Below are 13,230 nucleotides of genomic sequence, written 5' to 3'. Positions count from 1 at the left end.
CATATATAGTAAGATTAGACTAGTTCTAAATGACTGAAATTGGGGCGTTTACATGGATTCGATTGTTTTACATTTTATTGTGATCATGAGTGTTTCTGGCATTCTGTCCGTGATATTATCAATCATTGCTCATGCAAACCGCCATCGGTATATTGGCTGTCAATTGTTTATGTACATGTCTGGAGCAACTGCGATTTATATCTTTGGGCATACGTTTGAATTATTGGCTCGTACCCCTGGAGAAATCATGTTCTGGGTTTGTTTTCAATACATAGGTCTTCCGTTTATCGCACCGCTCAGTCTGCTGATTGTGCTGCAATTTACGGGATTCCATCAATATTTCACAAAGCGCCGCGTGCTTCTCATCTTATTGATTCCAACTCTCACAACCATTTTGGTGTTCACCAACTCTTTACATTCGCTCTTTTATCGAGACATCACGATAAATCCAGTAGATGGTTTTTTATTGGCTGATTTTACGATTGGCTATTGGTATATCATCCATGGCGTTTATACGTTTGGCTGTTCGATGCTCGCTATTTTTATGCTGGTTTGGTTTTTACGTGTCACAAAAAAAGAATATTTAAAGCAGATTCTGATACTGTTAGTGGGAATGTTATTACCCATTATGACTTCTTTTATCTATTTATTAGGTGTCACTCCTTTTCATATTGATCCGGTCCCTGTGGTGATGTTTTTGACTAACGCACTCTATTTATGGGCGATTATGTCGTTTCAGCTCTTTAAAATCTCTCCCATTGCAATGGAGCGTGTGTTTGAGCATATGTCTGAAGGGGTTCTGATTTTAGATCGATATCGGACACTCATTGATTACAACCCCGCTGCAGCATCGATCATTCCGACACTTGCGAATAAAAAGGGAATTGGCTATAAAGTCGACGATATTTTCTCAGGAATCATCAAAGATTCAGCGTTCATTCAGTGGCTGCGCTCTCCGCAGGATCATTCGCAATATGATCTAATGTGGAAAAAGGAAAAAGACCAGTCCTGCTATTATCATCTGACCGCTTCGTCTCTATTTAATAAAAGAGGAGAGATCGAGGGCAGGCAAATAGTGATCAGTGATGTAACAGAGCAGCGTTTGCTGCAGGAAGAGCTGGAGCGTCGTGCGTATATCGATGGTTTGACGAATATTTTCAATCGTTCTTCTTTCATCGAACGAACGCAGCTGATTTTGGAAGAGGATGCGCAGGATACGGCGGTTATGCTGTTTGATATTGATTTCTTTAAACAAATTAATGACACACACGGACATCATATTGGAGATGAAGCACTGCGTCATGTTGTCTCTATTTGTCAGGAGCATTTACAAATGGATGATTTATTTGGACGATATGGAGGAGAAGAGTTTGCCATTTGTCTGCCGCATCAGTCATTTAAAGAGGCCTGTCATATCGCGGAACAAATAAGACATTCGTTTGAAGCGAGCTTCTTTACGAATGATGAGGAAAAAGTTCGAGTGACAGCGAGCTTTGGAATTGCTCATACAGCCAATGATCCTTGTGTATTAGAAACACTTCTATTTGAAGCGGATCAGGCCTTGTATATGTCAAAACGCCAAGGACGGAACCGGATTTATGCATCAACTGGAAAGGGTCATGTGCTGTATCATGAGCAGGACCTCCCGAATTGACTGTTGTCCCGACATTCGATATGATAAACATAACATTTGAACGGTTTCCTAAAGGGGAGTAGCTTTTACGGTCTGGTCGTCATTACAGAAACGTTCGTTGTTTCTCGGTCATTCCGGCATGAACAATGTTAGCCAGACCTTTGCCTATCACACATGAGGCAAAGGTCTGGCTATTTTTAAGGTCTTTTTGCATCTGTGTGATATAGAGGGAAGCGGAACAAATGATGCTTTTAATCCTACAGATGAAAGGATGATCGATCTTGAAAAAATATGTGATGGCTTTCCTATTTTACGGAACGCTTGTATTAAGCGGGTGCTCCGGCTTGCTTGATCAGGTCAACGATACAACGACATATGTCACTGAGGCAAATGACTATGTGACAGACATTCAGCAATTTACAGAGGACTTTCCAAAACTCGCTGAAGAAGCTGTGCAAAATGCCGCCAAAAAAGCAGAATTAACGCAGCAGCTTGAATCATTGAAGGCAGATATTCAAGATTTTAATGAAGTCACAGCGCCAAAAATGGCAGAAGACCTGCATGCACAAATCATTGAAAAAAATAAAGTGCTGTCAGAGGAAATCCAAACGTATTTACAGCAATTGAAAGCAGGCGATATCGATGTTGCCTCCATACTGGAGGATCAGCAGGGATTGATGAAACAGCTTCAACAATCCGTCAATCTTTTGCAGGATATCGAACAATTAACAAATTAGGACAAACATAGCTTTATATGCCGCATATCTTTGCCTTTTCCGGTGGAGATATGCTTTAATTTAAGTAATGACAAGTCATAATAGAAAAAAGGTGATCACACATGACAGAACATGAAGAACGACATATGGCTTCGCCAAGAGCCGAGAAGGAAAAAGATCAATTGATCAATCGTTTGAAACGAGTGGAAGGACAAGTTCGCGGGATTCAGCAAATGATTGAAAACGATCGTTACTGTATAGATGTTGTGAATCAAATTTCCGCAGTCAATGCGGCTTTGAAAAAAGTCAGTCTGCATTTGATGGAAAAGCATACACATCATTGCGTAGCAGATGCTATCAAGAGCGGCAATGGGGATGAAGCCATTGAAGAGTTAATGACGGTCTTTACGAAACTGACAAAATCGTAGCATTTATGTTTACATTGATACCCTACTAGGGTATAGTAAGTTGTAGAAAATGATTGATGGAGGCGATGAGAAGTGGAACAAGCAACACTTCAAGTGCAGGGCATGTCTTGTGGACATTGCGTGAAAGCAGTCGAAGGAAATGTAGGAGAATTAGCAGGTGTTGAATCTGTGAAAGTCCATTTAGACAAAGGACAGGTGGAGGTTTCATTTCACCCGGATCAAGTCACATTACACCGTATCTCTGATGTGATTGAAGAACAGGGATATGATGTCGTATAAATGAACATACGTGCTGCATGACAGCACGTCTTTTTTTCAAAATATAATACCCCCATGGAGTATGTGGAGAGGTGAGATCAATGAAAAAGGAAATTGACTTTCAAATTACGGGGATGACCTGTGCTGCCTGTGCAGGCCGCATCGAAAAGGGATTGAACAGGCTGGAAGGTGTGGAGGATGCCAGTGTGAATTTGGCGCTTGAAACTTCCCATATCATCTACGAATCAGAGCAGTTAACACCAGATGATTTGAAGCGAAAAGTCCAATCTCTTGGTTACGATGTGGTGATAGAGAAAGCAGAATTTGATATAGAGGGAATGACTTGTGCGGCTTGTGCAAACCGAATCGAGAAAAAAATTAACCGAATGGACGGTGTCGATCACGGGTCTGTAAACTTTGCGCTAGAGACACTTCAGGTCACATATCATCCGGGCCAAACGTCTACAAATGATATAAAAAATGCAGTGCAGTCTATAGGGTATTCCTTAATTGAACCAGACGTAGATCAAGCAGAGGGAGGAAAAAAAGATCACCGCCAAGCAGCAATAGAGAAGCAGACGGCACGCTTTTTATTCTCAATGATTTTGTCACTGCCGCTTCTTTGGGCAATGGTCAGCCATTTTTCTTTCACATCCTTTATTTGGCTGCCTGAAGCGTTCATGAATCCATGGGTTCAGCTGGCGTTAGCAGCGCCTGTGCAGTTTATTGTCGGCTGGCCATTTTATGTAGGTGCGTATAAGGCTTTAAGAAATAAAAGTGCCAATATGGATGTTCTTGTCGCACTTGGGACTTCTGCCGCGTTTTTCTATAGTTTATATGAAAGCATTCAGTCAGCGATTCGAGGCACACATGAGGCAGCCCTCTATTATGAAACAAGTGCTGTCCTCATTACGTTGATCGTGCTCGGAAAATTAATGGAAGCAAGAGCAAAAGGAAGATCATCAGAAGCGATTCAAAAACTGATGGGCTTACAAGCGAAAGAAGCGGTTATCGAACGAGATGGCAAACAGATGACTGTGCCTATTTCTGACGTGAAAGTGAATGATCTTGTGTTTGTCAAACCGGGTGAAAAAGTGCCGGTAGATGGAGAGATCACAGAGGGAACAACCGCAATAGATGAGTCCATGATTACAGGAGAAAGTCTGCCTGTTGATAAAACCGCAGGAGATATGGTCATCGGAGCAACGATCAATAAAAATGGATTTATGAAAATAAAAGCGACAAAAGTCGGAAAAGAGACGGCGCTTTCCCAGATTATCCGAGTCGTAGAACAAGCGCAGGGCTCAAAAGCACCGATTCAAAGAATGGCAGATCAAATATCAGGGATATTTGTGCCCATCGTTGTAGGAATTGCTGTGCTCACATTCCTCATATGGTTTTTCTTTGTCGACCCTGGGAATGTGACGTCAGCACTTGAAACCTTTATAGCCGTCATTGTTATCGCATGTCCATGTGCGCTCGGACTTGCTACACCTACCTCTATTATGGCTGGCAGCGGCCGTGCGGCTGAATCAGGCATTCTGTTTAAAGGCGGAGAGCATTTAGAAGTGACTCAATCACTCGACACGGTGGTGTTAGATAAAACAGGAACTGTGACAAAAGGGGAGCCGAGTCTGACAGATGTGTTGGCATACGCGAATTGGACAGAAGATGCGGTGCTGCAACTAGCAGGATCGGCAGAACAGCAGTCGGAACACCCGCTTGCCAGGGCGATCACAGACGGTATGAAGGAACAAGGTCTTGAAGCAGTCGGAGTTGAAGCCTTCCAAGCAGATCCAGGTCATGGAATTGAAGCAAATGCCGCAGGACACAAGCTTTTAATTGGAACGCGTAAGCTATTACAGAAACATCATATCCCATATGATCAAGTCGAATCATCCGTCACAACGCTGGAGGAGCAAGGAAAAACGGCTATGCTTGTCGCGATTGACGGCGAAGTCGCTGGCATTGTCGCGGTCGCAGATACGATCAAATCATCCTCTCATCAAGCCATCGCTCGTCTGAAAGAGCAGGGGATTCACGTTGTGATGATGACAGGTGATAATAAACTAACAGCAGAGACGATTGCGAAACAGGCAGGCATTGATCATGTCATTGCTGAAGTGCTGCCTGAAGAAAAAGCGGCTCATATTGCAGCGCTTCAGAAACAAGGAAAAAAAGTCGCCATGGTCGGAGACGGTATCAATGATGCCCCAGCTCTTGCAACAGCGAATATTGGGATGGCTGTGGGAACAGGGACAGACGTTGCCATGGAAGCAGCAGATATTACGCTCATGACAGGAGATCTCCATGCGATTGCAGATGCGCTGGAATTTAGTCAAAAAACAATGAGAAACATTAAGCAAAATTTATTTTGGGCGCTTGCCTATAACTGTATTGGGATACCGATCGCTGCATTTGGTTTCCTTGCGCCATGGCTTGCAGGAGCGGCAATGGCCTTTAGCTCCGTGTCCGTTGTGCTGAATGCGCTCAGATTGCAGCGATTGAAGCCAGTCAGAGAAGGAGTGGCAGAATGAAGATGAATGTCAAATGGGTTTGGACGATTAGTGCATTGTTCTACGTTGTTCTTGTCCTCATTGGATATGCGATGTACGATAGATTTTCTACACAACAAGATACACCAAGTGAACAAATGCAAAATCATTAAGACTTCGCCAAAAGCGAAGTCTTTTTTTAACAATATTGTGGAAAAACCCACCTTTTTAAAGATTTTTCATAAAAAATTCACTTCTTTTTGTTCCTTTTTGTCGTTTTTTGTAGGTTCGTCGTTAAGATGCGATTAAGCAACAAAGAAAGCGTTATCAAAAAAAGGGGGTTCACGTATGAAAAAGTTAGGGTTAGCTTCTCAAATACTCATTGCACTTGTTCTGGGTGTTGTCGTGGGAGCGCTGTTTTATCAAAATGAAACCGTTATTAATGTGTTAACGCCGATTGGCGATATATTCATCCATTTAATTAAAATGATCGTTCTTCCAATTGTTATTGCTGCATTGATTGTAGCAGTTGCAGGTGTAGGCGATATGAAAACGATCGGAAGACTCGGCGGAAAAACAATTCTTTACTTCGAGATTGTGACAACGATTGCATTAGCAGTTGGACTGCTTGCAGCAAACGTCTTCCATCCTGGTACAGGAATTGATATGAGCAACATGGAGAAAGGCGATATCTCTAAATATGAAGAGACATCTAAGGCTTCTTCTGAAAAAGCGACTTTCTCTGAAACGTTGGTTCATCTTGTACCAACAAACGTTTTCCAATCTATTGCAGAAGGTGATCTATTACCAACCATCTTCTTTACAGTCTTATTCGGATTAGGAATTGCCGCAGTAGGAGATAAAGGAAAACCAGTATTAGGATTCTTTGAGGGTATACTCGAAGCCATGTTCTGGGTGACCAATAAAGTGATGAAGTTTGCACCATTTGGTGTATTCGCGCTCATCAGTGTGACGGTGATCAAATTCGGGGTCGGAGCGCTTCTCCCGCTAGGTAAACTGGTACTTGTCGTTTACGGTACAATGGCATTCTTCGTCATTGTTGTACTTGGCATTATTGCTAAAATGGCTGGAACAAGCGTCTTTACACTATTTAGAGTATTAAAAGAAGAAATCATTCTTGCATTCTCAACAGCAAGTTCAGAAGCTGTACTGCCTAGATTAATGGACAAAATGGAGAAGTTCGGCTGCCCGAAAGCGATCACGTCGTTCGTTATTCCAACAGGCTATACCTTTAACCTAGATGGAAGTGCCATCTATCAATCCATTGCTGCGATATTTGTTGCACAAATGTACGGCATGCCGCTTTCCATCTATGAGCAAATTACGTTACTATTAATTTTAATGCTGACATCTAAAGGAATGGCTGGTGTACCAGGTGCATCGATCGTTGTTGTCATCACAACTCTTGGTGCTATGGGACTGCCGCTTGAAGGACTTGCCTTCATCGTTGGGATCGACCGACTTCTTGACATGGTTCGTACAACAGTGAACGTATTTGGTAACTCACTTGCAGCCATTGTCATGTCTAAGTGGGAAAAAGTATTTGATCAAGAGAAATCGAAGAAGTATATTGAGGAATTGAAACAACAAACAAAAGCAGCGTAAAAAAGGAGATCTTTTCAAATGACGAAGCTACAGGACAAGCAAGTTCGAATCGAACGAGACTTTCTAGGTGAAAAGGAAGTAGACACTCAAGCATATTATGGAATTCAAACATTACGTGCAGTGGAGAACTTTCCAATTACAGGCTACCGTATTCATGAGGAACTCATCAAAGCATTAGGGATTGTCAAAAAGGCAGCCGCACTTGCAAATATGGATACACAGCGACTATATTCTGGCCTTGGAGAAAAAATTGTTGAAGCGGCAGATGAGGTCATCGAAGGAAAATGGAACAATCAATTTATTGTCGATCCAATTCAAGGCGGGGCTGGCACTTCAATGAATATGAATGCCAATGAAGTCATTGCAAACAGAGCGCTTGAACTACTAGGAAAGGAAAAAGGCGCTTATACTGAGCTAAGTCCAAACACGCATGTGAATATGTCGCAGTCAACAAACGACGTTTTCCCAACAGCGATTCATATTTCAACATTGAATATGATTGAAAAACTACTTTATACGATGGAAAACATGCATCAAGTCATGACTGAAAAAGCGCAGGAATTCGATCATGTCATCAAAATGGGACGTACGCATCTTCAGGACGCTGTTCCAATCAGACTTGGACAAGAGTTTAGTGCGTATGCAAAAGTTCTTGCTCGTGATATTAAACGTATCAAGCAGTCTAGACAGCATTTATATGAAGTCAATATGGGTGCAACAGCAGTCGGAACTGGATTGAATGCAGATCCTAAATATATTCGCCAAGTGGTTGGCTATCTATCTGACATTAGCGGATTACCGTTAGTTGGTGCTGAAGATTTAGTCGATGCAACGCAAAATACAGATGCTTATACAGAAGTATCTGCTGCGCTTAAAGTATGTATGATGAACATGTCCAAAATGGCGAACGATATTCGTCTGATGGCTTCTGGTCCAAGAGCAGGCTTTGGTGAGCTGCACTTGCCGCCGAGACAGCCAGGTTCATCTATCATGCCAGGGAAAGTCAATCCAGTTATGCCTGAGGTCATGAACCAAGTGGCTTTCCAAGTCATTGGGAACGATCACACAATCTGTCTTGCATCAGAGGCTGGCCAGCTTGAACTGAACGTTATGGAACCAGTGTTGGTGTTCAACCTGCTTCAATCTCTCAGCATGATGAAAAATGTATTCGAGTCCTTTGTGGACAACTGCTTGCGTGACCTAAAAGCAGATGAATCTAGATTAAAAGAATATGTAGAAAAGAGTGCCGGTGTCATGACGGCGGTGAACCCGCATATTGGTTATGAAGCGGCTGCACGAATTGCAAGAGAAGCCATTCTTACAGGCGCATCTGTACGTGAGCTTTGTCTGCAAAATGATGTGTTAACAGAGGAAGAGCTTGATGTCATCTTAAATCCTTTTGAAATGACAAAACCAGGTATTGCTGGCGCATCACTTTTAGAAAAAGATCGTTTAGAAGATTAAGCGGCATCATGAGAAGCGCACACCGGCAAAGTTCCGGTGTGCGCTTTTTCATGAAGGTTTGTTTTTCTTTAGCTCACATAGTATACTATCGTCAATTATTAGGGATGTGACTGCGTTTGAATCTACTAAAAAAATGGCTGAATACAGAGCCTTATTTAATTGTGCTGCTCATTGTACTGACGCCGATTGGCGGAGAGTTTAAATTTTATCCATTTGAGGACAGCTTTCGGGTCAGCTTTGGAACCGTTGTCTTTTTCTTTATCCTGCTTCAAATGAAAAGATTTCCTGCATGGGCAAGCGGCATCATCGCTGGGATATCTGTTTTTGCGTTTCGCGTGCTGCTTGATACAGCCGTGACAGGGCATCTTCCGCTGGAAGAGGCGGTTTCATTAAGATTTCCTTCCCTGCTTTATTATGTCGTCTATGGCACACTCTTTTATTTATTGAAGGTCAGACGTTTCCGTGATCAGCCTTGGCTGATTGGAGCAACAGGCATCATCATGGAGCTGTGCGCAAGCGTTGTTGAGATCATTGCACTTCGAGGCACCATGGATGAAATTTTAACGGGGCGGACGCTGTTTCAATTATTTGTTTTGGCGATTTTCAGAAGCTTTTTCGTGTTAGCTTGTTATACAATGATTCGCTTATATGAAGAGCAGGCGAGAGAGCGTCAGATGAAAAAGGAAAAGGAACATCTGCTGATGCTCCTGTCTAACCTTTACACGGAATCTACATATTTTCATAAAACACTCGCACATGCTGAGCACATTACGGCTACATCCTATCAATTGTATCAATCCCTTCACCACGCAAAGGATGCAGAATCATTGGATTTGAAAAAGCTCGGTAAAACCGCCTTGCAAATTGCAGGAGAGGTGCATGAAATCAAAAAAGATAACCAGCGGATTTTTTCTGCCTTATCAAAGCTGATTCATGAGGAAAATTTCCAGGCTTATGAGAGTCCTTCTCATATCGCTGGGCTTGTCATTCGCATTCATGAAAATTATGCTGAATCTCTTAAAAAAAACATCGTCTTTCATTATGATGAAGATGGGCAGCACCCCGCCTATCACGTGTATACCATTCTATCTTTGTTAAATAACATCGTATCCAACGCTGTTGAAGCCATTCCTGTAGATGGAGAAGTGTCACTTTCTATTTCACAGAAAGAGAACCAGGTGATTTTTCAAATCAGCGACAACGGGCCTGGCATAAAAGAACGTAATCATCATGTTATTTTTAAGCCAGGTTTCACTTTAAAATACGACCAGGTTGGGAATCCATCAAGCGGTATTGGGCTTGCGTATGTAAAGGATACAGCGGAGAAGCTTGGCGGAAGTGTTGAGATGAAGAGTATCCCAAATAAGCAAACGATTTTCACTTTAACGATACCAGTAGATCAAGTCAGTAGAAAAGAGGGGATTGGGAGATGAGATTTTTTATTGTTGATGATGATGAAGCCGTTCGTTCTTCACTGGCTCAGCTCATTGAAGATGAAGAGCTTGGTATTGTGGCCGGAGAAGCAGAGGATGGCGCAGAGTTAACAGCCAGCTACTTAAATGATTTGCACATTGATATTTTATGTATTGATCTATTGATGCCGGAAAGAGACGGGCTTGAAACGATTCGAGCAATCAAGGATGAGTTTCACGGGAAATATTTAATGCTGTCACAGGTTGAAACAAAGGAATTAATCGGACAGGCGTATACGCTTGGCGTTGAGTATTATGTGACAAAGCCGATCAATCGGGTAGAGGTCTTAAGCGTTCTCCATCTCATGATTGAACGTCTTCATTTAGAGCATTCTATTGAAAATATTCAGCACTCACTTAAATCGGTCATGCAATTTCAGCAGCGCGGTCAGACGAAAACGAAGCAGCGGGGGAAAAGTCTTGCAGAGGCAGGGCAGTTTTTGCTGGCGGAGCTCGGTATTGTTGGTGAGAAGGGATCTAAAGATTTATTAGATATGATTCTGTTTACAGACCAGTATTTAGCGATGCATGCTGATCATCACGATTCCTTTCCTTCTTTAAAGATCATTTTCACTGGGATTACGGAGGATAAATTAAGTGATCCCTATACATCGGCAGACATCGCAAGAGAAGCAAAGGCAGCCGAGCAGCGGGTAAGACGTGCGATCAACCAATCATTGAAACATATCGCATCACTTGGGCTAACCGACTTTTCCCATCCAACATTTGAAAATTACGCATCAAAATTTTTCGATTTCACCATCGTGCGAAAGAAAATGAGTGAATTGACGAAAGAGATGAGCGGAAGAGAAGAACACACCCGTATCAATGTGAAGAAATTTGTGCAGGTGCTTTATTACGAAGCAAAACGTATTTTTATGGAAGATTAAAAAAGACATGCTCTCCAATTAGGGAGACATGTCTTTTTTTGTGATGGATTGCAGGTGCATTTGCAGCACGGAGCGTATGAGCTGAGGCGGTAACCGATGAGGCTGTACAATTCCATTCAATGCAAGCCCATTAATGACCGCATAAAGCCGCTCAGTTTCTAATAAAAGATCGATATCATCTAGCAGCAGCCCATCCTCTTTCAATTTTAATAAACAATATTGGGCCGTTTGAAAAAGCTCGTCATACATCTTTGCATTGAGCGGCTGTAGATCTGGTTCAGTCAGTGCCTTGACTGAAAAAGCCTGCCACACCTCCATTTCAAATTTTCGTTCTTCATCAAGTGGAAGAACCTGCTCCAATAAAGTGATGACATTTTCCTCCGTTGAACCGTTTAATGGAAGCCCTGTAATCCGCTCCTTGACTCTTTCCTGAATTAAATTCATGGAGAATAAAAACAACTCTTGCTGTGTGGAAAAATAATGACGCATAGAGCCGGCTGAAATTCCAGCTTCTACTGCTATTTTTCGTACAGAAGCGCTTTCCAATCCCTCTTGTTTAATCACTCTCATTGCAGCTTGAGCGACCTTTTGTTTTTGTTTATGGTGATCGACGATTTTTGGCATACATTGATTTTAGCATAGCTGTTGTTTTTTTAACACATCTGTGTTATTTTTTATTTAATACAATTGTGTTAAAAAGGATGTGGGGGAAATTGGTCGGGTTATTGATTGTGGCATGTGAAATTGGTTTTTGGCTGTTTATTTTAATGGGGTTAACGCTTCGTTATGTGTTTAAACAGAAAAAGTGGGGTGCTTTCTTTCTTGTCTGTACGCCGGTTTTAGATCTCATCCTTCTTGCGGCTACTTATATAGATTTAAGACAGGGGGCTGTGGCGACTGTCATCCACGGGCTTGCGGCTGTTTATATTGGTGTGAGTCTGGCCTTTGGACATCAAATGGTGAAATGGGCAGATGCTAAGTTTGCTTATCGTTTTGCAGGAGGTCCTAAGCCAAAGGGAAAACCAAAGTACGGTAAAGAGCGGTCTATGTATGAAATGCTCGGCTGGGCTCGGCATGTCATTTCTTATGTCATCGGAGCGGGGCTGTTATATGGTTTGACCTATCTCATCCAAGCACCAGAGCGGACGGAAGCGCTGATGCAGCTTGTCAATACATGGGGAATGATCCTAGCCATTGATTTTGTCATTAGCATCAGCTACGTCATTTGGCCGAAAAAACATCCAGAAAATATAGCAGGCTGACAAAAAAGACAGGCGGATTCACTCCACCTGTCTTTCCTTATGATGACAACCCTTTGTAAATGGTGTCAATATTCCATTTCATCATCTTATAGTAGCTGTCTCCATCTTCACCTTTTTTTCCAATAGAGTCAGTGAAGACTTTCCCTTTGATTGGAACCCCGGTTTCCTCAGAGAGGCTTTCAAGGCTTCGTTTATCAACGCTTGTTTCAAGAAAGAGAGCAGGAACTTGATGATCTTTGACAAAATGAATGATGCGCTTCATTTGTCCTGGTGTTCCTTCACTTTCTGTGTTGATCTCCCAAATGTAGCCGGCTTTCAGTCCATACGCCTCTGCAAAATACTTGAATGCTCCTTCACTTGTGACTAGGAGCTTTTTGTCTTTTGGCAGCTGATCAAACTTGTCTTTTGCTTCATCGTGAAGCGCTTGAAGCTTTTTAATATAGGCTTCTGCATTTTTTTCGTAATCCTCTTTATGCTCAGGGTCCGCTTGAATGAGGGCATCTCGGGCATTTTGGGCATAAAGGATCCCATTTTCAACATTCAGCCATGCGTGGGGGTCCTGCTGGCTTTCGAGCCCTTTTGAAGACAAATGCTTCACTTTGACGCCTTTACTCAGCTCGGCTACAGGTGCATCATCCCCGTCCTTGCCGCTTGATTCGAGCAGTTTTTGAAACCAGCCGTTTCCTGTTTCAAGGTTCAAGCCATTATATAGAACAAGGTCTGCATCCGTCGTATATTGAACATCCTTTGGCAGTGGATCAAATTCGTGTGGGTCTGTACCAATGGGAACAATGCTGTGAATAGAGACATGCTGCCCGCCTACTTCCTTCACAATGTCATAAAGAATGGAGTAGGTCGTGACAACTTTTAAGGTGCCGTCATCTTTACCGGAATTACTTTGCTGGGTCGAACAGCCTGCGATGATCATAAGGGCAATGAATACTGCGGTCAAACGGATTGCAAATACCTTCTTCATATATGTCCTC

General features: G+C 42.5%; 13 protein-coding genes. 11 read left to right on the top strand and 2 right to left on the bottom strand.

Annotated elements, in window-relative coordinates:
* Positions 1-52: 52 nt before the first annotated feature.
* The 10 genes from AC20OE_RS01280 (at position 53) to AC20OE_RS01235 (ending at position 10,982) form a co-directional block, all read left to right on the top strand.
* Complete coding sequence (locus tag AC20OE_RS01280) at positions 53-1,654, top strand: histidine kinase N-terminal 7TM domain-containing diguanylate cyclase (RefSeq protein ID WP_039181438.1); 1,602 nt, start codon at positions 53-55, stop codon at positions 1,652-1,654.
* A 260-nt stretch (positions 1,655-1,914) separates the two neighbouring features.
* Positions 1,915-2,370 (top strand): DUF6376 family protein, encoded by a 456-nt coding sequence (locus AC20OE_RS01275; protein WP_487268098.1) that lies wholly within the window; start codon positions 1,915-1,917, stop codon positions 2,368-2,370.
* A gap of 101 nt (positions 2,371-2,471) precedes the next feature.
* On the top strand, positions 2,472-2,777 hold the full coding sequence (locus AC20OE_RS01270) for a metal-sensing transcriptional repressor (protein WP_012011272.1): 306 nt from the start codon (positions 2,472-2,474) through the stop codon (positions 2,775-2,777).
* 72 nt (positions 2,778-2,849) lie between these two features.
* The gene (gene copZ / locus AC20OE_RS01265; protein ID WP_024423475.1) at positions 2,850-3,056 is read left to right on the top strand and encodes a copper chaperone CopZ; all 207 of its coding nucleotides are present in this window, start codon (positions 2,850-2,852) and stop codon (positions 3,054-3,056) included.
* 80 nt (positions 3,057-3,136) lie between these two features.
* Positions 3,137-5,572 carry a heavy metal translocating P-type ATPase gene (locus AC20OE_RS01260; RefSeq protein ID WP_330545544.1) on the top strand — a complete coding sequence of 812 codons (2,436 nt, stop codon included), beginning with the start codon at positions 3,137-3,139 and terminating at the stop codon, positions 5,570-5,572.
* Positions 5,569-5,703: a hypothetical protein gene (locus AC20OE_RS01255; RefSeq protein ID WP_257218418.1), complete on the top strand. Its 135-nt coding sequence runs from the start codon at positions 5,569-5,571 to the stop codon at positions 5,701-5,703. Before AC20OE_RS01260 ends, AC20OE_RS01255 begins: the two co-directional genes overlap by 4 nt.
* A gap of 175 nt (positions 5,704-5,878) precedes the next feature.
* A complete protein-coding gene (locus AC20OE_RS01250; protein ID WP_039181428.1) occupies positions 5,879-7,156 on the top strand; it encodes a cation:dicarboxylate symporter family transporter in 1,278 nt (425 codons plus the stop codon).
* Positions 7,157-7,174: 18 nt separating this feature from the next.
* Positions 7,175-8,620, top strand: coding sequence for an aspartate ammonia-lyase (gene aspA, locus AC20OE_RS01245; RefSeq protein ID WP_039181426.1), 1,446 nt, complete (start codon positions 7,175-7,177; stop codon positions 8,618-8,620).
* 116 nt (positions 8,621-8,736) lie between these two features.
* On the top strand, positions 8,737-10,053 hold the full coding sequence (locus tag AC20OE_RS01240) for an ATP-binding protein (RefSeq protein ID WP_039181423.1): 1,317 nt from the start codon (positions 8,737-8,739) through the stop codon (positions 10,051-10,053).
* Positions 10,050-10,982, top strand: coding sequence for a response regulator (locus AC20OE_RS01235; RefSeq protein ID WP_268473790.1), 933 nt, complete (start codon positions 10,050-10,052; stop codon positions 10,980-10,982). Before AC20OE_RS01240 ends, AC20OE_RS01235 begins: the two co-directional genes overlap by 4 nt.
* Before the next feature lie 18 nt (positions 10,983-11,000).
* Here AC20OE_RS01235 and AC20OE_RS01230 read toward each other — a convergent pair whose 3' ends face one another.
* Positions 11,001-11,606: a TetR/AcrR family transcriptional regulator gene (locus AC20OE_RS01230; protein ID WP_487268092.1), complete on the bottom strand. Its 606-nt coding sequence runs from the start codon at positions 11,604-11,606 to the stop codon at positions 11,001-11,003.
* 89 nt (positions 11,607-11,695) lie between these two features.
* Here AC20OE_RS01230 and AC20OE_RS01225 point away from each other — a divergent pair, with 89 nt between their 5' ends.
* Positions 11,696-12,244: a hypothetical protein gene (locus AC20OE_RS01225; protein ID WP_099663694.1), complete on the top strand. Its 549-nt coding sequence runs from the start codon at positions 11,696-11,698 to the stop codon at positions 12,242-12,244.
* A 37-nt stretch (positions 12,245-12,281) separates the two neighbouring features.
* On the opposite strand, the gene AC20OE_RS01220 is transcribed toward AC20OE_RS01225, so the two are convergent.
* Complete coding sequence (locus AC20OE_RS01220) at positions 12,282-13,220, bottom strand: metal ABC transporter substrate-binding protein (protein ID WP_039181414.1); 939 nt, start codon at positions 13,218-13,220, stop codon at positions 12,282-12,284.
* Positions 13,221-13,230: the final 10 nt, after the last annotated feature.

It is taken from the genome of Bacillus sp. SRI_025 (assembly GCF_057592095.1).
This window is presented reverse-complemented; position numbering and strand designations above follow the sequence as displayed.

What these genes read in the sequence shown, in the direction of transcription:
- AC20OE_RS01255 (WP_257218418.1), top strand. Translation starts at nt 5,569, where the DNA reads ATGAAGATGAATGTCAAATGGGTTTGGACGATTAGTGCATTGTTCTAC.
- AC20OE_RS01235 (WP_268473790.1), top strand. Translation starts at nt 10,050, where the DNA reads ATGAGATTTTTTATTGTTGATGATGATGAAGCCGTTCGTTCTTCACTG.
- AC20OE_RS01230 (WP_487268092.1), bottom strand. Translation starts at nt 11,606, where the DNA reads ATGCCAAAAATCGTCGATCACCATAAACAAAAACAAAAGGTCGCTCAA.
- aspA (WP_039181426.1), top strand. Translation starts at nt 7,175, where the DNA reads ATGACGAAGCTACAGGACAAGCAAGTTCGAATCGAACGAGACTTTCTA.
- AC20OE_RS01260 (WP_330545544.1), top strand. Translation starts at nt 3,137, where the DNA reads ATGAAAAAGGAAATTGACTTTCAAATTACGGGGATGACCTGTGCTGCC.
- AC20OE_RS01250 (WP_039181428.1), top strand. Translation starts at nt 5,879, where the DNA reads ATGAAAAAGTTAGGGTTAGCTTCTCAAATACTCATTGCACTTGTTCTG.
- AC20OE_RS01220 (WP_039181414.1), bottom strand. Translation starts at nt 13,220, where the DNA reads ATGAAGAAGGTATTTGCAATCCGTTTGACCGCAGTATTCATTGCCCTT.
- AC20OE_RS01270 (WP_012011272.1), top strand. Translation starts at nt 2,472, where the DNA reads ATGACAGAACATGAAGAACGACATATGGCTTCGCCAAGAGCCGAGAAG.
- AC20OE_RS01280 (WP_039181438.1), top strand. Translation starts at nt 53, where the DNA reads ATGGATTCGATTGTTTTACATTTTATTGTGATCATGAGTGTTTCTGGC.